Below are 22,474 nucleotides of genomic sequence, written 5' to 3' on the forward strand. Positions count from 1 at the left end.
TAAAAGATTGGTACAAAATGGAAACAGCTGTATCTGATTTTAAACGAGCGAATCCAAATAGCAAACTAAAAGTAGAAATGGAATTTTATTTCAAAGGAGATTCCAAAAGACCATATGCAGTTGATGTTAACGTATATGTTGATGGAAAATACAATAATACACTAAGTAAAGAAAGTATAACTAATCTATAATTAAAAATTAAAAAATGGAAATAAATTATTTAGTTTCAGAAATAATAAAAAATTACACAGAATTTAATTATGATAAATTAGTTGTCGAGTATATTTTCACTTTACAAGGTAGTTACAATTTTATCGTAACATATAAAAATGGAACTAATTATACAGAGTCCGAAATTTCTAATAAACCAATTAGAGAAACTGTTCGCCAAATGGCTGAAACATACCATGAATTAAAAGATTCTACAAAAAAATTTAATTATGTAAAAATAGAGATTAATAAAGACGGTAATTACACTGAATTATACAAGTGGGATAATCAGATAGAAAAACAAGATTTACTAGATTATGCAGAAGTTTTTTATCAGTGGGTAAACGAACGTATGATGTCTATGATATTTGAATACGAAAAAGATAATGATCTTGTACCAACTGAATATGACTCAGATGGTGATTTGGAATATTTAAGTTCGTGGGACAGTGGTGTATTTACTTTCCATATCGATAAAAATAATAATTTAGAATACAAGGTAGTTCTTACAAAAGATGGTAAAGAAAGGACACTTGATCTTCCTTTGAGAGATTATTTTGTAGAAGGAATATTAGATCACTATCTAGTAACTAATAATGAACTTTCTAATGAATGGAAACCTTGGAATACTATGATATTAAAATCTCTCCATTATGATATTCCATATGATAAAAGAGAAGAATTTGTAAATTATATTTTAGAATAATTTTTTTTAACTCAAAAAATATAGATAACTGATAAAAGCATATCAAGCTCAAGCTATCCCCAAAAAAAGCCTTCTGAAAAATTCCAGAAGGCTTTTTTTATATTAAAATGATATAACAACTTTACTTCTTCCCATTCGTATTAATAACCTTAATCAAATAAGTACCTTCTGGCAAGTCTGTAATATTAGAAGCATTGGCACTCATTATTTGTCTTCCTTGAGAGAAAACCTCAATAATTTTACCGCTTTTATTTGTTTCAACAGAAGTTGTGGGTGCCTGTAAGGATTCTTTTGAAGGTGTCGTAACAGTCTTTTTAGATGCACTTGATGTTGCAAGACTTGAAACAGGCGCGCCTTCGGTTACTGGCGCAACACTTGGCTTAGAACTATTATATGCTTCCTTAACTTGTTCATCTGTCATGGCGACACTATACAATCTTAAATCGTCAATATCTGCGTTGATACTCGTTGAGGTATTTAATTTCCCTAGATTTAAAATATACCCTTTTGCCGAACGCTGAATTCCTTCTGCAGACTTTAACAATTCGCCGTTACGATAGATTTTTGAAACATTTCCGTCATAAGTTATACTATAAAAATACCAGACTTCTTTTACTAATGGCACTGAAACGATCACATTATTTGTATCTCCCCAGCCTACCAGACTCAAATCTGAATTGCTTCCAGACACGGGCTGTTGTACTAATCCAAAATATTGTCCGTTTACTGCTGCACCGTATCCTAAAATGTAATTTGGAATATTGACCGCATTAAATTTTACCCAAACCGATATAGTTTTTGGTTTATTATCCTGCGGAAGCTCTCCTACTACAGCCTGATAAGCTTTATTTGTAAGTCGCAAAGCGCTTTTGGGACTTCCCATTCTATCGTTAACAAAAAGTGGCGTTCCTAAAAAAGAAATGGAATTATCAGCACTGTTAAGATTACCGTTAAAATTAAATTCCTGTACCGGATTTTGCGCATTGGCAGTTAAAAAATTTACAAACATTAACGTGAGTAATATTTTTTTCATAGTTATAGGTTTTTATCAGAATAGTGGTAAATGGGCAAATAGTTTAAAATGGCAATTTGAAATCATTTTCTCGACTTCAAACTTTCGTTTATTATTTTCATAAATTTTGTTAAAACTATAATTTTAATTCAGCATCACCAAACGATTCCTACACACAAATGCATAATTCTCACAAAATTACAATTAACACATAAAACAATAATGCTTTAATGCATTTTAGACAACTTTAGAATGGAAATTAAAACTAAAAAAAGCTTCCTGATCCCAGAAAGCTTCCCTTACTATTCCAAAAACTCAATTGCTTACGCAATAAAAAAATACTAACTAACATTTAAAAACAAACTAAAAAACCATTTATTTTGAAGTAATTTTCTTTGATGCAGTGCTGGTAATTTTTAATAAATAAGTCCCTTCAGGGAGATCTGCTATGTTCGCTGCATTACTTCCCATTATTTTTTGTCCTTGCGAATAAACTTCTACACTTTTAGTTGTACCGTTAACTTCATTTGAAGTAATAATAGCCTCACTTGCAGTTTTTGCTTTTACAGATGTTTTTTCCGTTTTAGCTTCTACAGATCCCACAGGAGACAAATTAGAAACCTTTTCGCTATCATACAATTCTTTTACCTGAACTGGAGTCAAAGCAATATTATAAATCTTTAAATCATCTATATCAGCATTTATTCCAACCATTGTATTGATTTCTCCCAATCTAAAAATATTGCCATTTGTAGATCTAGTCATACCTTCCAGATACTTCAGTAATTTACCGTCACGATATATCTTAGAAGTAGTACCTTCATAGGTAATAGTATAATGGTACCAAATATTTTTTTCTAGCGGTGTAGATACGATAACATCATTAGAAGCTCCCCAGGCCGCTAAACTTAGGTCAGAGTTAGAAGAAGTTGTTCCTTGCTGCAATAAACCGCAATATTGAGCATTTAAAGGATTTCCGTAGCCCCAAATATAATTTGCATTTGAAATATCGTTGAATTTAACCCAAATACTGATTGTTCTTGAGCTTTTTCCTTGTGGCAGATTATCAATTACTGCTTCTAAAGCTTTATTATTTAACCGCTGAGCGCCTTTCAGAACACCCGCTCTATCAGCTACATAATTGTCGGTTCCAATGAATGAAATTGTATTTGCCGTATTGTTTAAAGTACCATTAAAGTTAAATTCCTGAATCGGTGTTTGTGCATTTACATTCAAAAAACTTACAAACAATACGGTTAGTAGTAATTTTTTCATAATAGTAGATTTTAGGGATTAAACAACTTTCGTTATCTTAACACCTCAAAACTAGACTATTATAATTTTCACAAGAAAAATTTCCGATAAAATGCCTAAAAATTCGTTAAAATAACGTTTTTCATTCATTTTGACGGTAAAAACATTTTTAAAAAATCATAAATAATATTAAAATATTAAACTTAACTCAAATAAAATCACAATTTCTTACGTATAAATACGGTATATTCAACAAAATAATTATTTTAACTTTTTACAAAAAAACTTATCACACAGAAAAGTTTATCACAAAAAAAACTCCATTCAAGAACGAATGGAGTTGTATATTTTGGAAAGTACTTTTATTACTTTACGAATTCAATTTTTTGAGCTTCTTCTTCATTAACGCTATCAAAGAAACCTTGCTCGTTCATCCAGTCATCGCTAAATACTTTACTCATGTAACGAGAACCATGATCTGGGAATATGGCAATAATATTGCTGTCTTTTGTAAATTCTCCTTCTTCAGCATATTGCTTAATAGCTTGCATTACTGCTCCCGAAGTATATCCAACAAATAAACCTTCTTTTCTAGTGATTTCTCTTGCTGAGTGAGCACTTTCTTCGTCGGTTACTTTCATGAATTTATCAATGATATCAAAATCAGTAGCAGATGGGATTAAGTTTTTACCAAGACCTTCTATACGATATGGGTAAATTTCTTTGCTGTCAAACTCTTTTGTCTCGTGGTATTTTTTCAATACAGATCCAAAAGCATCAACTCCTAAGATTCTAATATTCGGATTTTTTTCTTTTAAGAATTTTGCAGTTCCAGAGATAGTTCCTCCTGTTCCGCTGCAAGCAACTAAGTGCGTAATTTGTCCTTTTGTTTGTTCCCAAATCTCTGGACCTGTAGTGTTGTAGTGGGCATCAATATTTAACTGGTTGAAATATTGATTAATGTAGACTGACCCTTTTGTCTCTTCGTGCAAACGTTTGGCTACATTATAATAAGATCTTTCATCATCTGCAGAAACATGAGCCGGACAGACATACACTTTGGCGCCTAAACTTCTCAACATGTCAATTTTGTCTTTAGATGATTTTGAGCTTACTGCCAAAATACAATTGTAACCTTTAATAATGCTTACCATTGCTAAACTAAATCCTGTATTACCAGAGGTAGTTTCGATAATGGTATCTCCCGGAGATAGAATTCCTTTTCTCTCGGCTTCTTCAATAATATATAACGCTATTCTATCTTTTGAGGAATGACCTGGGTTGAAAGCTTCTACCTTTGCGTAGAAATTTCCTTCTAACTCTTCGGTAATTTTATTTAGCTTAATAAGGGGGGTGTTTCCTATTAACTCTAAAACATTATTATAAGCAGTTATTTCTTCTTTCATAAAAAAATAGTTAATCAAAGGCCTTTTTAAATTAACCTTGATAGGTTGCAAATTTAACAAAAAATTTCTAATTAGCTTTTAATTTTTTCTAAATCTAATAAAAAACTAAATTCCTTTGCTAAGTCTTTTAAAGCCTCAAAACGTCCCGAAGCCCCGCCATGACCTGCATCCATGTTGGTATCTAAAAACAAAAGTTTGTTATTTGTTTTTAAATCTCTCAGTTTTGCAACCCATTTAGCTGGCTCCCAATATTGTACCTGCGAATCATGTAATCCAGTAGAAACATACATATTAGGATATTCCTGCGCTTTTACATTATCGTAAGGTGAATACGATAACATATAGTCGTAATATTTTTTATTGTTTGGGTTACCCCATTCGTCATACTCTCCAGTTGTAAGCGGAATACTGTCGTCTAACATCGTAGTAATTACGTCTACAAAAGGCACCTGAGCGATAACGCCATTATACAATTCAGGAGCTTCATTTACGATTACTCCCATTAAAAGTCCGCCAGCAGATCCTCCTTCTGCATAGAGATGTTCGGGAGAAGTGTACTTTTGGTCTACTACAAATTTAGAGCAATCGATGAAATCTGTAAAGGTATTTTTCTTTTTTAACAGTTTTCCGTCCTCATACCATTGTCTTCCTAAGTCCTCACCTCCTCTAATATGCGCAATAGCGTAAACAAATCCGCGGTCTAAGAGCGATAACCTTGTTGAAGAGAAATAGGTATCCATTGTAATTCCGTAAGAACCATACGCATAAAGCAGTAACGGATTTTTACCGTTTTTCTCCAATCCCTTTCTGTAAACCATAGAAATTGGCACTTTTACACCATCTCTTGCAGTTGCCCAAACTCTCTCTTCTATGTAATTTTCTTTATCAAACTTTCCTCCCAAAACCTGCTGTTCTTTCAAGATTTCCTTGGTTTTGGTCTTCATATTAAAGTCAATTACCGAAGACGGAGTTGCCAATGACTGATAGCTGTAACGCAAAATATCGGTATCAAAATCAACATTGGTTGTAGTGTAAGCATTATAGGTTTCACTGCCAAAAGGAAGATAATAATCTGGCTCGCCATTCCAAGGCATGATTCGAATATGATTTAATCCGTTAGAGCGCTCTTCAACAACCAAATAGTTTTTAAAGATCTCAATATCTTCCAATAAAACATCTTCTCTATGCGGAATAAGATCGACCCAGTTTTTCTTTCCTGTTTTGCTTTCAGACGTTTTCATCAATTTAAAATTGGTCGCCTTATCTTTATTAGTCAAAACATAAAATGAATCCTCGTAATGAGAAATGCTATATTCTAATCCGCGCACACGGGGCTGGAAAACCGTAAATTCCCCATCAGGATTATCTGAATTCAAAATTCTATATTCAGTTGTCAAAGTGCTTCCAGAGCCAATAACAATGTATTTTTTTGATTTTTCTTTGCTGATAGAAACATTAAAAGTATCGTCAACTTCATCATAAACCAAAACATCATTTTCTGAACTAGTGTTTAATTTATGTCTAAAAACTTTATCAGCCCTTAATGTCACCTGATCTTGTCTCACATAAAAAATAGTATTGTTATCGTTTGCCCAAACAGAAGCTCCGGTAACATTTTCTATTTTATCTGCTAATATTTCACCTGTTTCTAAGTTTTTAATCTGGATAGTATAAATTCTTCTCCCCACAATATCCACTCCAAAACTGGCAAATTTATTATCTGGGCTAATGCTCAAACCGCCTAATTTGAAATAAGCATGTCCTTTTGCCATTTCGTTACAGTCAAAAAGAATTTCTTCATCTGCAGAAAGGCTTCCCTTTTTTCGAGCGAAAATTGGATAATCCTGACCTGTTTCAAAACGCGTAATGTAAAAATACCCATTGTAGAAATAAGGAACCGAAGAGTCATCTTCTTTAATTCTACTTTTCATTTCCTCAAAGAGACTTTCTTTCAAATTTTGAGTGTGGGCAGTCATGCTTTCGTAATAAGCATTCTCCTGATTCAGATAATCTATTACCTCTGGGTTTTCTCTGTCATTAAGCCAGAAATAGTTGTCAATTCTAGTTTCTTTATGTTTTTTTAATGTCTTTGGAATTATTTTAGCCTTTGGGGCCGATATATCATTTTGCATTGATTGAGCATTAATTTTTAAATATGAAGACGCAAAAATAGCACAAACCCAACAGAACAAAATTAATTTTTTCATAAAATATTCTATTGAATTAACACAGCAATATACTAATTTTGTCTGAAATAATTTAAAAAATCAACAAAAATGGATTTAATGGGAATGATGGGTAAACTTAAAGAAACCCAACAAAAAATTGAAGATACAAAAAAGCGTTTAGATACTGTTTTGATTGATGAACAAAGCGCTGACGGATTATTAAAAGTCACTATTACCGCAAGCCGAAAAATAAAATCTCTTTCTATTGACGATTCTCTTCTAGAAGATAAAGAGCAACTGGAAGATTACTTAATTGTAACGCTAAATAAAGCGATAGAAAAAGCAACAAGTGTAAACGAAAGAGAATTAGATGCTGTTGCCAGAATGGATATGCCTTCTATTCCTGGAATGGATAATCTTTTTAAATAAGATTCTAAGAAACTAAGGTTCTAAGTTTCTGAGTTTTTCTTTTATTGTGAAGACTTAGAACCTTAGAATCTTAGTACCTTAGCAACTTTCTCTAAAACTTCGAAAGTGTTTCCAACACATAAGTATGCATCACTTCTTTATAATCTAGATGCGTTACAATTCTGAGTTTATTATGCCCTAAAGAACTTATTAGTATATTTTTCTGTTTCAATTTTTCAATTAATAATTGATCACTGTAACCTTCAGCTAATGAAAAAATCAAAATATTAGTTTCTACAGGCTCAATTGACGCAATCCAAGGTTTTGTACTTAAGATTTTTGCTATTTCTTTTGCTCTGCGGTGATCTTCTGCTAATCTTTCGATATTATGAGCTAAAGCATACAATCCTGCCGCAGCTAAATAACCAACTTGACGCATTCCCCCACCCAATATCTTTCTGATTCTCAACGCTCTGTGAATATCAGCTTTGCTTCCAAGCAATACAGAACCAATTGGAGCGCCTAATCCTTTAGACAAACAAACCGAAATAGTATCAAAAATAGCTCCGAATTCTCTAGGATTTTGTCTTTTAGCGACTAATGCATTCCAAATTCTTGCTCCATCTAAGTGAAACTTCAAATTATGAGCGTCGCAAACCTTTTTTATTTCTCTTAAATCTTCCAACTCGTAACACGCGCCGCCGCCTTTATTTGTTGTATTTTCAACACAAACCAAACTTGTTAATGGACTGTGATAAAATTCTGGATCGTTTATTGCCGCTTTTACTTGTGCCGCCGTAATCATACCACGATTTCCATCCAGCAGACAGCAAGAAACGCCACTGTTAAAAGAAACACCTCCTCCTTCATAATGATAAACGTGAGCATATTTATCAGCTATTAGCTGTTCACCAGGCTGCGTATGCAGTTTTATTGCAGTCTGGTTTGCCATAGTTCCAGACGGAAAGAAAAGTCCAGCTTCCATACCAAAAAACTCTGCTGTTCTATTTTCCAATTCAATCACCGTTGGGTCCTGTTTGTATACGTCATCGCCAACGTGGGCGTTAAACATATACTGCAGCATTTCATAAGTAGGCTTTGTTATGGTATCGCTGATTAAATTTATTTCCATATTCTAAAAACTATATCTTATTTTTGTATGCAAAATTACGTATTACTTATAGTTATTCTCAGCAAGTTTTGGTAAAATTTAACTCGCTGGTTTCTCTAGACCAAATTAACGTAATAATTCTAAAAAACATATAAAACCTAGTAATTAATTTATGACAACAGCCGAACAAGTAAAAGGTATTGTGGAGCGCCTTGGTGCGTTGAGGAGGTATCTTTGACGTTGATGCCAAGCTAATCGAAATTGCAAACGAAGAAGAAAAAACGTTTGCTCCTGATTTTTGGAACAATCCGAAAGAAGCAGAAAATATTGTAAAAAATCTTCGAAACAAGAAAAAATGGATTGAAGATTATGATAAAGCAGTCTCTCTTACAGAAGAATTACAGCTTGCTTATGATTTCTACAAAGAAGGAGAACTTTCTGTAGATGAATTGGATGAACAATATAATGTTGCTCAAGCACACATTGAAAACATCGAATTCAAAAACATGCTTTCTGACGAAGGAGACAGTTTAAGCGCTGTGGTTCAGATTACTGCGGGAGCTGGAGGAACAGAAAGCTGTGACTGGGCAGGAATGCTGATGCGTATGTACATGATGTGGGGAGAAAGTTATGGCTATAAAATAAAAGAACTTAACTTTCAGGAAGGTGACGTGGCTGGAATTAAAACCGTAACTTTAGAATTCGAAGGAGATTATTCTTTTGGATATTTAAAAGGAGAAAACGGAGTTCACCGTTTGGTTCGTATTTCGCCATTTGACAGTAACGCTAAACGTCATACATCATTCGTTTCTGTGTATGTTTATCCGCTTGTAGATGATAGTATCGAGATTGACATTAACCCTGCCGATATCGAAATTACGACTTCTCGTTCGAGTGGTGCTGGAGGACAAAATGTAAATAAAGTTGAAACGAAAGTACAGCTTGTTCACAAACCAACCGGAATCCAGATTCAATGTTCTGAGACAAGATCACAGCAAGATAACAGACAGCGTGCTATGCAAATGCTTCGTTCTCAATTGTATGAAATTGAGTTAAAAAAACAGCAAGCACAGCGTGCTGACATTGAAGCAAGCAAAATGAAAATCGAATGGGGTTCGCAGATTCGTAACTACGTAATGCAACCTTATAAATTGGTAAAAGATGTTCGCACTGGCTACGAAACCAGCGATGTTGACGGCGTTATGAACGGAAATATCGATCCTTTCTTGAAAGCCTATCTGATGATGATGGGACAAAAAGAGGAAGAGTAAACAGTCACAGTTTACGGTCACAGTAAACTTGAAACCTGAAACTTGAAACTTAAAACAAAAAGTTATGATAAAATGGGCAGATGTAATTCATTTTACAAATAAAGGAAATCCAACTCCAGACAAAAGAGTCGAGAAAACGGAGGAAGAATGGAAACAAGTTCTAACGCCAGAAGAATTTCAAGTAACACGCTTAAAGGGAACTGAAAGATCTTTTAGCTCTGAATTGTGCAGTTTATTTGATCCTGGAATTTACGAATGTAAATGCTGCGGAACAGTTCTTTTTGATGCAAGCGAAAAGTTTGAATCTGGCACAGGATGGCCCTCATTTACCCAACCTGTAAAAGAAAACGCTATTGCTTATCATGCTGACAAGTCATACGGAATGATCCGTGTTGAGGTAGTCTGCAATGTATGCGACTCTCATTTAGGGCATGTTTTCCCTGACGGACCTCCTCCGAGTGGTCTGCGTTATTGCATCAATGCAGTTTCATTATCAAAAATCAAAGAATAATTTATAAAAAGCGATTCACTAAAAAAGTGAATCGCTTTTTTTATTAATCATCACTTATAAAAATGATTTAACAAAACAAATGTAAGCCATCACTTAACAATTATTTTTTTTAGCTTTTAGTCCTCAATTTTAGCTTTTAAAATTAGAAATCTAAACAATCGCCCCATTAGTACATTGAAAAACTTTTATTTAATTAATATTTTAAATGTTAATTTTACAAAAAACAGATCTATATTTTAAATAATTATTAAGAAACAAGAATAATTAATTAGGTAATTAAAATGTATTTCATTTTATTTGGCAAAAAATAACCTAAGTCGATTAAAATTTGTCAATGAGATCCTATTCAATTCAAGAAATTAATGAAGTTATAAATGGCGTAATTTACGGCAGCACTTCGGAAGGCATTACTGCCACAGAACAACTAGAAAAAGCAACAACTTCAGAAATTTCATTTATTGGAAACAAGAAATACGAAAAATACTGGTCGACTTCTAATGCTTCAATCGCAATTGTGAACGAAGACATTTCGATTGAGCCGGGAGAAAATCGAGCTTTTATAAAAGTCAAAAATGCCGATTTGGCAATGTCACAAATCCTTGCTCTTTTTGCTCCCCCTGCCCCAATCTTTCATTACAATATTCATAAAACCGCAACTGTAGACGAAACAGCGATAATTGGCGAAGGTGCTAAAATTGGCGCTGGCTGTTACATTGGCCCAAAAGTTGAAATTGGAGCTAATGCCATAATTTATCCAAATGTTACCATTTTAGACGAATGCACAATCGGAAGAAACACAACCATCTGGTCTGGAACCGTTGTTCGTGAGCGCTGTCATATTGGCAACGAATGCATTATTCATCCAAACGCAACAATTGGTGCAGACGGTTTCGGTTTTCGTCCTTGCGAAAAAAATGGACTTGTAAAAATTCCGCAAATTGGTAATGTAATAATTGGAAACAGGGTTGAAATCGGAGCTAATACTTGCGTAGATCGCGGAAAATTTAGTTCAACTATTGTTGGAGACGGATGCAAAATTGACAATTTGGTGCAGATTGGACATAATAGCAAACTCGGAAAGTTCTGTATCATGGCTGGAAACAGCGGTTTAGCAGGTTCTGTAACTTTAGGAAACGGAGTTATTATTGGCGGAAGCGCTTCAATAAAAGATCACACCACTATTGGAGATGGCGCGGTAATTGGTGCTGGATCTGGTGTTACTGGAGATGTTCCTGCTGGAAAAACTATGTTAGGATATCCTGCTGTTGAAGCTCGTGATGCTTTAAAACAATGGGCTTTGCTGAAACAAATGGTTTGTGGCCTTAAAAAATAATATCACTTAAAATCGAAAAAAGAACATCCGCTAAAACGGGTGTTTTTTTTATTAATGCTATTTCTTAATTCATAAAGCAACTCGTTTATTTCAATTGATTTTGTAAATTAGCCAACACTATTTTATCAAATCAATACTATATCATGGATTTAAACTTCAATAAAAACGAAGATCACAATAAATTACTTCTTTCTGAATTAAAACAAAAATTTGCCAAAGTTAAATTGGGTGGTGGCGAAAAAAGAATCGAAAAACTGCATGCCGAAGGTAAAATGACCGCGCGCGAAAGAATTGCTTATTTATTGGACGAAAATTCTAAAAGTATTGAAATTGGAGGTTTTGCTGGTGAAGGAATGTATGCAGAACATGGCGGTTGTCCTTCAGGAGGTGTTGTGGTAAAAATTGGCTACATCAGAGGAAAACAATGTATTGTCGTTGCCAATGATGCTACTGTAAAAGCAGGAGCTTGGTTTCCGATAACAGGAAAGAAAAACCTTCGCGCGCAAGAAATCGCAATGGAAAATCGACTGCCAATTATTTATCTTGTAGATAGCGCAGGAGTTTATTTGCCAATGCAGGATGAAATTTTCCCTGATAAAGAACATTTCGGACGCATCTTTAGAAACAACGCCCAAATGAGCAGTATGGGAATCACGCAAATAGCTGCCGTTATGGGAAGCTGTGTTGCTGGTGGCGCCTATCTCCCAATCATGAGCGATGAAGCTTTAATCGTTGACAAAACCGGAAGTATTTTCCTTGCGGGAAGTTATTTAGTAAAAGCTGCAATTGGCGAAACTATCGACAATGAAACTCTTGGCGGAGCAACAACTCATTGTGAAATTTCAGGTGTTACCGATTATAAAGCTAAAGACGATAAAGATGCTTTAGACAAAATCAAAAACATTGTAGATAAAATTGGTGATTTTGACAAAGCTGGCTACAGCAGAATCAAAGCCGAAAAACCTGCGTTAGATCCAAATGAAATTTACGGAATTCTTCCAAAAGCAAGAACCGAGCAATATGATATGATGGAAATCATCAAACGTTTGGTCGATAATTCTGAATTTGAAGCGTATAAAGATGGTTACGGACAATCTCTAATAACAGGATATGCCAGAATTGATGGTTGGGCTGTCGGAATTGTTGCCAATCAAAGGAAAGTCGTAAAAACCAAAAAAGGCGAAATGCAGTTTGGTGGTGTAATTTATTCTGATAGTGCTGACAAGGCTACTCGTTTTATTGCCAACTGCAACCAGAAAAAGATTCCGCTAGTGTTTTTACAAGACGTTACAGGTTTTATGGTGGGTTCAAAATCAGAACACGGCGGTATTATTAAAGACGGTGCCAAAATGGTAAATGCCGTGAGCAATTCTGTTGTTCCTAAATTTACAGTTATTGTTGGAAACTCCTACGGAGCAGGAAATTACGCGATGTGTGGAAAAGCTTATGATCCTAGATTGATATTTGCATGGCCAAGTGCAGAACTTGCTGTTATGGGCGGAACTCAAGCGGCGAAAGTTTTGGCGCAAATAGAGGCTTCTTCGCTTAAAGCAAAAGGAGAAACTGTCGACGAAGCAAAAGAAGCTGAATTATTCGATAAAATAAAAGCCCGTTACGACGAGCAGACTTCGCCTTACTATGCTGCTTCAAGACTTTGGACAGATGCCATTATTGATCCATTAGAAACCCGCAATTGGATTTCGATAGGAATTGAAGCTGCAAACCATGCTCCGATTCAAAAACCATTTAATTTAGGAGTCATTCAGGTATAACGATTTAAGAATTCTCAACAAGACGTTAAATAAAAAGTAAAAAACTTATTTTCAAGGTGTTAAAAATAAATATCTGATTAAAAATTAGTAACTTAGTGCATAATTTTTAATCACACAACATCATGGAAAATGTAAAAAGTTTGAATAAATGGGCGAACTCGCACACTTATTTACCAGTTGATTTAGTACGTATTGTTTTGGGTGGATTTTTATTTATGAAAGGTGTCTCTTTCGTCACCAATGTTCAATACCTGCATGATTTGATTTCCCCGATTGATAAGTTTGGAGGAGGTATGTTTATGCTGCATTACATTGCTCCAGCTCACATGATTGGTGGTATAATGATTATTTTTGGGCTTCTAACCCGTTGGGCAATTGCTGCTCAATTGCCTATTTTATTTGGTGCTGTTCTTGTCAACTCTATGGGAAGAATGCATTCTGAAAGTTTAATTTTAGCTATAGTCGTTTTATTAGTCTGCATATTCTTCCTGTTTTATGGAAGCGGCAAACATTCAGCAGATTATTATTTTAAAATGCAACAATAACCTCATAAGTCCTCAGTTTCGCTGAGGACTTTTTTTGAGTGTTAATTAATTCTATAAAATTTCTTTAATTGCGTTTTATGACTTAAATTCGCCGACATGAATTGGATTCGTAAAACCGTTATTCTTATTACACTTATACTTGCAGGACTGTTTGCTTATCAGGCAAACCAATCTGCTGTACACGCAATTGAAACGGAAAAATCCGATACCAACTTCTGCAAAGACATTCCTGATTCGTCTGCATTTATACAGCCTCAGGGAAGTTATCAGCTTGCGGCAAACGTCAAAACAAATCCTACTGGAATAATTAAATGTTTTGAGAACCTTTTACCGCTTATCCCGCAGCATCAAACCGTTACACACACTACAGCATATACTAAACTCTTTACAACACAAAGTAAAAAGGTTTTAGTCATACTCTATGCTTTCCATTTTTTCTGGTAAATAAATACTTGATTTTTCATTAGAAGATCTATTCTTCATCACGTACTTAACCGTTTTCAAATCGAGAACTGTTTTGCATATCATTTATTTATTACATTAAAACATTATGGAAACTACTACCACAATAATGGGAATTGTGATTTTAATCATTGTTGCTATCCCAATATATTTCTCTGCACGTTCATCTGCAGCAAGTAAATCGAGAATTTTAAACATCAAAAAAAGATTCAATCCCAATCATCCAGAAGATTTTGATTTGACAGAATCAATCAACAATAAGACTTTAACAATTGATCAAAAAAACAATAAGTTTATTTTGATGAATTTCAATCCAAATCAGCAAGAGTCAATTTATGTCGATTTGAATACAATTTCTTCATGCAAATTAGTTCCAACAACAGATGCTGGTTCTGATACTATTGTTAAAATTGATTTTGATTTTCAAGAAAAAGAAACTGGTAAAAAAATAATAATTCCATTCTATGATTTTGATGATGACCGCATCAAACAGATTAGCGTCTATCAAGATCATCAGTTTGCGAAAAAATGGCTTAAAATCATCCAAGATTCTATATCACGTTAGTTATTTAATTCAGAAAAGAGGCTCCAATTTAGGCCTCTTTTTTTTTGCGTTTTACATGATATTTGTCATTTTATGTCTTAGTTTGAAGTTTTAATTTTGAGGTAAACTAAATCCGTCATTATGAAAATTTCTTTGACTCAAAAGTACAACGTCCCAGGTCCAAGATATACTAGTTATCCGACTGTTCCTTATTGGAATGAAGCAGACTTTACATCCGAAAAATGGATTACTACTTTAAAGCAATCATTTTCTGAAAGCAATTCAAAAAACGGAATAAGTTTATACATTCACCTGCCTTTCTGTGAAAGCATGTGCACTTTCTGCGGATGCAATAAACGCATTACAAAAAATCACTCAGTAGAAGAAAAATACATTCAGGCGGTTCTGAAAGAATGGAAAATGTATTGTGATTTACTTCCAGAAAAGCCTGTAATCAAAGAAATTCATTTGGGTGGAGGAACACCAACCTTCTTTTCAAAAGAAAATTTAGAATGTCTTATTAACGGAATTTTTGATTATGCTGTAAAAGCAGAAAATCACGAATTTAGTTTTGAAGGGCATCCAAACAATACTACTCACGAACAACTCAAAAAACTATATGATTTAGGCTTTCGCCGAGTGAGTTTTGGCGTTCAAGATTATTCTCCTGCTGTTCAAAAAGCAATTAATAGAATTCAGCCTTTTCATAATGTTGCCAAAGTAACTTTTTGGGCAAAAGAAATTGGCTATACTTCAATTGGGCACGATATTATTTTTGGACTTCCATTTCAAACTATCGAAGATGTCGTAGATACAGTCGAGAAAACCAATTCTTTAAAACCAGATCGATTGGCATTTTATAGCTATGCGCATGTGCCGTGGATAAAAGGAAACGGACAGCGAGGCTTTAATGACGAAAACCTGCCAAAGGATGCCGAAAAAAGAAAACTATATGAAATTGGTAAAAAGCTTCTGATTCAAAACGGATATCACGAAATTGGCATGGATCATTTTGCTTTAAAAGGCGATAGTTTATACAAGGCAGCTCACAACGGAAATCTGCATAGAAATTTCATGGGATACAGCGCTTCCAAAACTCAAGTTATGATTGGTTTAGGCGTTTCTTCAATAAGTGATAGCTGGTACAGCTTTGCTCAAAACACCAAAAGCCTAGAAGAATATTATGAAATTTTAGAATCGGATAAACTTCCTGTTGTAAAGGGTCATATTTTAAACGATGAAGATCTTATCATTAGAAAACACATTCTGAATCTAACCTGCGAATTGGAAACTTCCTGGACTGCAGAATCTTTAAATTTTGCTGAACTTCCTGAAGTTTTAATTGCTTTAAAAGAAATAGAAAACGATAATTTGATTATTATTGAAAACAATAAAATCACAATTACCGAAGAAGGGAGACCTTTTGTCCGTAATATCTGTATGGCATTTGACTTACATCTAAAAAGAAAGTCACCGGAAACAAACCTGTTTTCGATGACTGTATAATAACTTAAATATATCTTCTAGTGGCAGTTTGGAGTCTGCTGTACAAACAAACTCATGTTTGAGGGAGAGATATATGGAATTCCTAATCCCAATCCACGAAGGATGAATAAAACACCAATTATAACAGCTACATACGGAATTGCCTTTTGGATTTTATTTCTGAAAGGCAATTTTAATAATGAGTTGACATAAACCACAACCGTCATTAGCGGTATAGTCCCAATCCCGAATAAAAGCATGTAGAGAACACCAAGACTTGCACTCTGCATGGCAATTGCTCCAAATAAAGCAACATAAACCATTCCGCATGGCAGAAATCCGTTTAGAAGGCCAATAGTAAAAAGAGATTTGTAACTCTTGTTTTTAAACTGGCTACCTAAATTCGATTTAATTTTAGAAATGATTTTATAAACAGGTTTAGAAAAATTGTATTGAGCAAATTTTTTCTCGGGAATCAAAACCACAACAATCATAATTACACCAATAATTATTGACATTTTCTGCTGCAAGCCCGCTAGAAAAAAACCTCTTCCCAATAATCCAAAAATCAACCCAATTGTTGAATAAGCAGTTAATCGTCCAAAGTGATAAGTCATAATCTGCATTGCCTTTTTAGCTTCATTTTGCCTATCTACAGGAAGCATCATAGCAATTGGTCCACACATACCAACGCAATGCAGACTACTGATCAAACCTAAAAAGAAAGCAGAGAATAACATTTTATTTTTAGTTTACGTAAATAACCTCTTTAGTGAGATATTTTTTGCCTTCGTACTGCCATTCCATATTAACATCCCAGCGTCCTTTTATTAATTTTTTCTGCGGAATAATGATTTCTGAATTGGTTAAAGCAATTTGAGTATTAAAGTCAAATTTTTTGTTTGAAGGTCTGTATAATTGAATATTTCCTTTTACTTTATCACTTTCAAATCCTGCAGGAAAAATTACCGCAACACCTTCTCCAGTATATTTGATTGATGGTTTGTGCTGCAAATCGTGTGCATTCTGAATTCTAGCCATTTCTTCTTGAAAGTGCGTATCGTGTTTATAATATTCTTCTACAACCAAATCATTATCGTATTTAGAGTTTGACTGTACTTCAAAAACAAAATATAAAATAAAGGTCATAAACAATCCGAATGCAATGACGATACCTGTGCCCCAATTAAATTTCATATTTGTAGATTTTATTTGTTATTTGTCAAATATGTTATCGCCTTTATTCTTTTGTTTTGATTTTACAAAGTTTATTTTGTGGCGATTTCATAATAATATATTTTTAATTAAAACTGCGCGGCCCTAAGAAATTTGTAGTAGTTGTTTGCAAAAGTTCAGAACCATTATAAACTCCAATTTTTACTTTTGTTTTATCGCTTTCAAGCAGAACTTCATCAATTTCTATAAACAATGTTCCTTGAGAAATTCCTTCTTTAGCAATTTTAAAGTGTTTTTTACCAACATTTTTAATTTCTCCTTTCTGATCAATTAGTTCGAAATGTATATCGTTGTAATCTTTCATTGTCTTGTTTACAATTTTATAAGTGTAAACATTGCTGATTTTTTCTCCATTATGCTGGAACAGCTGGCCAGGCAATCTTAAAATTACTGCCTGTACATCTGTTCTTAAAAACAGCATTCCAACAAAAATACTCAATAAAATGAAGAGAACGGCTGTATATCCTTTCATTCTCGCTGTAAACTTGAAAGGTTCCTTTTTCGCAATTTCATCTTCAGATGCATAGCGAATAAGTCCTTTTGGCAATCCAACAGATTCCATAATATGATCACATTCGTCGATACAAGCTGTACAGTTTGTACATTCCAGCTGTGTTCCGTTTCTGATATCAATTCCCATTGGACAGACGTGAACACATTGAAGACAATCAATACAATCTCCTTTTCCTGTTAATGCTCTATCTTCATTTTTTTTGAATTTTGCACGTCCTTCTTCTTTTTCACCTCGAACAAAATCGTAAGCAACATTTATAGATTTATTATCTAAAAGTACGCCTTGCAATCTTCCGTATGGGCAGGCGATAATACAAACCTGTTCACGAAACCATACAAAAACAAAATAGAAAATACTTGTAAATATTAATAGAGCAATAAAATTGCTTGCTTGTTTAACGGGACCTTGCTCAATCATTAAGAATAAAGCATCACTTCCTACCAAATAGGCCAAAAAAACATTAGCTATAAGGAAAGATATTAAGAAGAATATAGTCCATTTCAAAACTCGTTTTCTAATTTTTTCAGCATTCCATTCCTGTCTTGCCAAACGAGTTTGAGAACCTCTGTCTCCATCGATCCAATATTCGATACGACGGAAAACCATTTCAAGGAAAATAGTCTGCGGACAAATCCAACCGCAAAATATTCTTCCGAAAACAACAGTAAATAAAATTATAAATACAACGCCGACAAGCATTGAAATTACGAAGAGATAAAAATCCTGAGGCCAAAAAGGGAATCCAAAAATATTAAAACGACGTTCCAAGATATTGAACATCATAAACTGATTTCCATTAACCTTGATAAAAGGATTTATGAATAAAATTGCTAGCAAAACATAGCTGACAATTTTCCTATAATCATAAAATTTACCAGACGGTTTTTTAGGAAATATAAATTTTCGTTTACCACCTTCATCTATTGTTCCAATGGTATTTCTAAAAGCTTCGTCTGGTAAATTTGACATGATATTCTAATTATTTTTTAACTTCTGTGGTATCTTTTGTAGTTGCTGCAGCGGCATCGGTTTTAGGAGCGCTATCGTCTACCCAAACTTCTCCTTCTGCTTCTTTTGGATCTTTTGGATTACTTCCTTGTAAAGACAGAATATAACTAGCCACTTTTTGTATTTCTTTTGGTTTAAGAGTTCCTTTCCAGGCAATCATCCCTTTACCGTCTCTTCCTCCATTTGTAATGGTGTGGAATAGATTTTTGATTCCTCCTCCTAAAATCCATCTATCATCTGTAAGGTTTGGTCCAATCTGTCCTCCCGCATCGGCACGGTGGCACGCAGCACAATTCGTAGTAAAGATTGTTTTCCCTTCAGCTAGACTTGGCCCATCAGTTAACAAAACAACCGTTTTTTCATCCATTAAATCTGGTGCTGTTTTCATGTATTCTGCAACATCAATCTTGGCTTGAGCCAATTCTTTTTTCAATTCCATTTCCTGATCATCAGCTCCTAAAACATCGTAACGAACTACATAAATTACTCCGAAAATGATACAGATGTAGAATAAATATACCCACCATGGCGGTAAATTATTATCTAGCTCTTTGATTCCGTCATAATCATGATCCATCAATAATTCACCTTCTTTTTCAATTGGCTCTGTTTTAGTCAATTTATGCATTAGGTTTTTAAACCAAGTGCTTTCTTTAAAGCTTAAACTTTCTTCAAGTTCTTTTTGTGCTTTTTCTTCAGGCGATAATAATTGATACATTACTCGATTAACAGCACTAAGCGTAATCTCGATGGCAATTAGAATAAACAAAAAGACAAATAAAAAGAGTGATACCATTGGATATTTTACAAAAGCCGGCTTATCGCCTGAATCTATAAAATATTCCATCAAAGCAAATACGATGAAGAAAATCAACGGTACTCTAACATATACTGGGAAAAACTTTTTCATTTTTATCTATCTTTTGTAGTTACACTAAGTCCTTCATCTAAAGGTATATTACTCATTTCTTGAATTTTTTCTTTTCTATAAGAGAACACCCAAATGCCTAATCCTACAAAGAAGAAGAAAAAAATTAAGAGGGAAATAATCGGGTAAATTTCTATACCCGATATTGTTTCCATATTGTGTTTTATCTGTTCAAACATAATGCTGTTATTTTGAAGTTTCTTTTACTTTAATATCAGTACCAAGTCTTTGAATATAAGCGATTAAAGCAACGATTTCTCTTTCGTTCATCGGAATGAATTTCTCGCCTTTTGCAGCAGCTTTTTTACGGCTGTCTTCATAACTCTTAACGAAATCAGGATCGCTTTCTAAGCTTTTTTCAATCTTAACAGCCTGCTCTCTTAAAGTTTTCTGTGCATTTGCAACATCTTCTGGAGAATATGGCACACCTAATGAAATCATTGCCTGCATTTTCTTTTGTGTCAATGAAATGTCCATTGGTTTGTTATCGAACAACCATTTGTAACCTGGCATAATTGAGCCTGCAGATGTGCTTTGCGGATTCCACATGTGGTTAAAGTGCCAGTTATCATTGTACTTACCACCCACTCTTAACAAGTCTGGTCCTGTACGTTTTGACCCCCATAAGAATGGATGATCGTAAACAAATTCTCCCGCTTTTGACTGAACTCCATAACGCTCTACTTCACTTCTAAAAGGACGAACTGATTGCGAGTGACATCCAACACAACCTTCTCTAATGTATAGGTCACGACCTTCAAGTTCTAACGGTGTATATGGTTTTACACTTGAAATTGTTGGAATATTTGATTTTACCATAATTGTTGGCACAATCTGAATAATACCTCCAATTAAAATTGCGATTGTAGCTAGAATAGTTAATTGAATTGGTTTTCTTTCTAACCAAGAGTGGAATTTCTCTCCGCTTAATCTACCACTTTTTATTGTTTGTAATGCAGGAGCTTGAGCCAATTCATCTTCTACTGGATTTCCAGCTTTAATTGTCATCACAATATTATATACCAATGTAAGCATACCTACCAGATACATAGTACCACCAATAGCTCTCATCCAATACATTGGCATAATAGCCGTTACGGTTTCAAGGAAATTCCCATAAGTTAAAGTGCCATCTGGATTAAACTGTTTCCACATTGATGCTTGCTGGAAACCAGCGACATATAATGGAATCGTATAAGCTATTATCCCCAAAGTACCAATCCAAAAATGGAAATTGGCTAATTTCTTAGAGAATAACTCTGATTTTGTCATTCTTGGAATCAGCCAGTAGATAATACCAAATGACATGAAACCATTCCAAGCTAAAGCTCCTACGTGTACGTGTGCTACGATCCAATCAGTATAGTGCGCAATAGCATTTACATTTTTTAAAGACAGCATAGGACCTTCGAAAGTTGCCATACCATAACCAGTAATGGCTACGACGAAGAATTTCAAAACCGGTTCTTCACGAACTTTATCCCAAGCTCCTCTTAATGTTAAAAGACCATTGATCATACCTCCCCAAGATGGAGCAATTAACATTACTGAGAATGCAACTCCTAAATTCTGAGCCCAGTTTGGCAGTGCAGAATACAATAAGTGATGTGGTCCTGCCCATATATAAATAAAGATTAAAGACCAAAAGTGAATAATGGATAACCTATAGGAGTAAACTGGTCTATTTGCAATTTTTGGAACGAAGTAATACATTAGCCCCAAGAACGGAGTTGTAAGGAAGAATGCCACCGCATTATGTCCGTACCACCATTGCACCAATGCGTCTTGAACACCAGCATATACAGAGTAACTTTTTAAACCCGAAACTGGAATTTCAATGTTATTAAAGATATGCAGTACGGCTACCGTTACAAATGTCGCGATATAAAACCAAATCGCTACATATAAGTGACGCTCCCTGCGTTTTATCATTGTACCAATCATATTGATTCCCATTACAACCCAAATCAAAGCGATTGCAATATCAATTGGCCACTCTAACTCTGCATATTCCTTTGAAGAAGTATAACCTAGAGGAAGCGTAATTGCTGCAGCCACAATAATCAGCTGCCATCCCCAGAAGTGAAGATTACTAAGAAAATCACTAAACATTCTGGCTTTTAGTAATCTTTGCAGCGAGTAATACATACCGGCAAAAAAAGCATTACCCACAAAGGCAAAAATAACTGCATTAGTGTGTAACGGTCTTAATCGGCCGTAACTCAACCACGAAATCCCATCTGTCATGTTGGGAAAAAGGTACATTACCGCTAAGGTAAGTCCCACTAACATACCTACAACTCCAAAAAGAATTGTGGCATAAATGAATTTTTTTACAATTTTGTTGTCGTAATAAAACTGTTCCATTTCCATAATTATACTTGTTTTTCTTCGATTGGTGAATTATTATTTTGGGAATTAATTTTTGTTTCGTCATCAAAAAGGATTCTGACTGAAGGAGTATAATCATCATCATACTGTCCAGATTTGACAGCAACGACAAAGGCAATAAAGAAACAGATTGCCACAAAAATACTTACTGAAATTAAAAGATAAATAACACTCATACCTTAGATTTATATTAACAAAA

At 34.3% G+C, this 22,474-nt stretch carries 23 protein-coding genes; 11 read left to right on the forward strand and 12 right to left on the reverse strand.

Features of this window, described 5'->3' with window-relative positions; all coding sequences use genetic code 11:
- The first annotated feature begins 17 nt into the window (after positions 1-17).
- Together BLP44_RS05425 and BLP44_RS05430 are read left to right on the forward strand one after the other, a co-directional pair.
- Positions 18-191 carry a hypothetical protein gene (locus tag BLP44_RS05425; RefSeq protein ID WP_170830216.1) on the forward strand — a complete coding sequence of 58 codons (174 nt, stop codon included), beginning with the start codon at positions 18-20 and terminating at the stop codon, positions 189-191.
- Positions 192-205: 14 nt separating this feature from the next.
- Positions 206-916 (forward strand): hypothetical protein, encoded by a 711-nt coding sequence (locus BLP44_RS05430; RefSeq protein WP_091130336.1) that lies wholly within the window; start codon positions 206-208, stop codon positions 914-916.
- Between the two features lie 121 nt (positions 917-1,037).
- On the opposite strand, the gene BLP44_RS05435 is transcribed toward BLP44_RS05430, so the two are convergent.
- From BLP44_RS05435 to BLP44_RS05450, 4 genes are all read right to left on the reverse strand, one after another.
- Positions 1,038-1,949 (reverse strand): LamG domain-containing protein, encoded by a 912-nt coding sequence (locus BLP44_RS05435; RefSeq protein WP_244511685.1) that lies wholly within the window; start codon positions 1,947-1,949, stop codon positions 1,038-1,040.
- 354 nt (positions 1,950-2,303) lie between these two features.
- The gene (locus BLP44_RS05440; protein ID WP_091130339.1) at positions 2,304-3,203 is read right to left on the reverse strand and encodes a LamG domain-containing protein; all 900 of its coding nucleotides are present in this window, start codon (positions 3,201-3,203) and stop codon (positions 2,304-2,306) included.
- A 344-nt stretch (positions 3,204-3,547) separates the two neighbouring features.
- Positions 3,548-4,588 carry a cysteate synthase gene (locus tag BLP44_RS05445; RefSeq protein WP_008462690.1) on the reverse strand — a complete coding sequence of 347 codons (1,041 nt, stop codon included), beginning with the start codon at positions 4,586-4,588 and terminating at the stop codon, positions 3,548-3,550.
- A gap of 71 nt (positions 4,589-4,659) precedes the next feature.
- On the reverse strand, positions 4,660-6,795 hold the full coding sequence (locus BLP44_RS05450; RefSeq protein WP_162927195.1) for a S9 family peptidase: 2,136 nt from the start codon (positions 6,793-6,795) through the stop codon (positions 4,660-4,662).
- Positions 6,796-6,864: 69 nt separating this feature from the next.
- Between BLP44_RS05450 and BLP44_RS05455 the strand changes: the two genes are divergently transcribed.
- A complete protein-coding gene (locus BLP44_RS05455) occupies positions 6,865-7,185 on the forward strand; it encodes a YbaB/EbfC family nucleoid-associated protein (RefSeq protein WP_008462685.1) in 321 nt (106 codons plus the stop codon).
- Positions 7,186-7,276: 91 nt separating this feature from the next.
- Here BLP44_RS05455 and BLP44_RS05460 read toward each other — a convergent pair whose 3' ends face one another.
- Positions 7,277-8,296 carry a threonine aldolase family protein gene (locus tag BLP44_RS05460; RefSeq protein WP_066032199.1) on the reverse strand — a complete coding sequence of 340 codons (1,020 nt, stop codon included), beginning with the start codon at positions 8,294-8,296 and terminating at the stop codon, positions 7,277-7,279.
- A 151-nt stretch (positions 8,297-8,447) separates the two neighbouring features.
- On the opposite strand from BLP44_RS05460, the gene prfB reads away from it, so the two are divergent.
- From prfB to hemN, 8 genes are all read left to right on the forward strand, one after another.
- Positions 8,448-9,546, forward strand: a protein-coding gene (gene prfB, locus BLP44_RS05465) for a peptide chain release factor 2 (protein ID WP_119789908.1) whose coding sequence is annotated in 2 segments (ribosomal slippage) — positions 8,448-8,510 and positions 8,512-9,546 — 1,098 coding nt in all. Because the reading frame shifts where the segments join, the coding sequence is not laid out codon by codon here.
- A gap of 64 nt (positions 9,547-9,610) precedes the next feature.
- A complete protein-coding gene (msrB, locus tag BLP44_RS05470) occupies positions 9,611-10,057 on the forward strand; it encodes a peptide-methionine (R)-S-oxide reductase MsrB (protein ID WP_091130342.1) in 447 nt (148 codons plus the stop codon).
- A gap of 334 nt (positions 10,058-10,391) precedes the next feature.
- A complete protein-coding gene (lpxD, locus tag BLP44_RS05475) occupies positions 10,392-11,390 on the forward strand; it encodes a UDP-3-O-(3-hydroxymyristoyl)glucosamine N-acyltransferase (RefSeq protein WP_091130345.1) in 999 nt (332 codons plus the stop codon).
- Positions 11,391-11,533: 143 nt separating this feature from the next.
- Complete coding sequence (locus BLP44_RS05480) at positions 11,534-13,162, forward strand: acyl-CoA carboxylase subunit beta (protein WP_091130349.1); 1,629 nt, start codon at positions 11,534-11,536, stop codon at positions 13,160-13,162.
- A gap of 122 nt (positions 13,163-13,284) precedes the next feature.
- Entirely contained in the window at positions 13,285-13,707 is a 423-nt protein-coding gene (locus tag BLP44_RS05485; protein ID WP_008462678.1) for a DoxX family protein, read from the forward strand.
- Positions 13,708-13,803: 96 nt separating this feature from the next.
- Positions 13,804-14,151 carry a hypothetical protein gene (locus BLP44_RS05490; RefSeq protein WP_091130353.1) on the forward strand — a complete coding sequence of 116 codons (348 nt, stop codon included), beginning with the start codon at positions 13,804-13,806 and terminating at the stop codon, positions 14,149-14,151.
- Between the two features lie 106 nt (positions 14,152-14,257).
- Positions 14,258-14,734, forward strand: coding sequence for a hypothetical protein (locus BLP44_RS05495; protein WP_066032201.1), 477 nt, complete (start codon positions 14,258-14,260; stop codon positions 14,732-14,734).
- A gap of 120 nt (positions 14,735-14,854) precedes the next feature.
- Positions 14,855-16,219, forward strand: a complete 1,365-nt coding sequence (gene hemN, locus BLP44_RS05500; RefSeq protein WP_091130356.1) for an oxygen-independent coproporphyrinogen III oxidase — start codon at positions 14,855-14,857, stop codon at positions 16,217-16,219.
- Positions 16,220-16,236: 17 nt separating this feature from the next.
- On the opposite strand, the gene BLP44_RS05505 is transcribed toward hemN, so the two are convergent.
- The 7 genes from BLP44_RS05505 to ccoS form a co-directional block, all read right to left on the reverse strand.
- Complete coding sequence (locus BLP44_RS05505; RefSeq protein ID WP_091130360.1) at positions 16,237-16,938, reverse strand: sulfite exporter TauE/SafE family protein; 702 nt, start codon at positions 16,936-16,938, stop codon at positions 16,237-16,239.
- Positions 16,939-16,945: 7 nt separating this feature from the next.
- Positions 16,946-17,395 carry a FixH family protein gene (locus tag BLP44_RS05510; RefSeq protein WP_008462668.1) on the reverse strand — a complete coding sequence of 150 codons (450 nt, stop codon included), beginning with the start codon at positions 17,393-17,395 and terminating at the stop codon, positions 16,946-16,948.
- A gap of 103 nt (positions 17,396-17,498) precedes the next feature.
- A complete protein-coding gene (gene ccoG, locus BLP44_RS05515) occupies positions 17,499-18,917 on the reverse strand; it encodes a cytochrome c oxidase accessory protein CcoG (RefSeq protein ID WP_091130364.1) in 1,419 nt (472 codons plus the stop codon).
- A 10-nt stretch (positions 18,918-18,927) separates the two neighbouring features.
- A complete protein-coding gene (locus BLP44_RS05520) occupies positions 18,928-19,866 on the reverse strand; it encodes a cbb3-type cytochrome c oxidase N-terminal domain-containing protein (RefSeq protein ID WP_091130366.1) in 939 nt (312 codons plus the stop codon).
- A gap of 2 nt (positions 19,867-19,868) precedes the next feature.
- Positions 19,869-20,063, reverse strand: a complete 195-nt coding sequence (locus BLP44_RS05525) for a CcoQ/FixQ family Cbb3-type cytochrome c oxidase assembly chaperone (protein WP_091130369.1) — start codon at positions 20,061-20,063, stop codon at positions 19,869-19,871.
- Positions 20,064-20,070: 7 nt separating this feature from the next.
- The gene (gene ccoN, locus BLP44_RS05530) at positions 20,071-22,257 is read right to left on the reverse strand and encodes a cytochrome-c oxidase, cbb3-type subunit I (RefSeq protein WP_091130373.1); all 2,187 of its coding nucleotides are present in this window, start codon (positions 22,255-22,257) and stop codon (positions 20,071-20,073) included.
- Positions 22,258-22,259: 2 nt separating this feature from the next.
- Positions 22,260-22,451 carry a cbb3-type cytochrome oxidase assembly protein CcoS gene (gene ccoS / locus BLP44_RS05535; protein WP_091130376.1) on the reverse strand — a complete coding sequence of 64 codons (192 nt, stop codon included), beginning with the start codon at positions 22,449-22,451 and terminating at the stop codon, positions 22,260-22,262.
- Between the last annotated feature and the right edge of the window lie 23 nt (positions 22,452-22,474).

This window comes from Flavobacterium anhuiense (genome assembly GCF_900101855.1).
Classification (GTDB): Bacteria; Bacteroidota; Bacteroidia; order Flavobacteriales; family Flavobacteriaceae; genus Flavobacterium; species Flavobacterium anhuiense.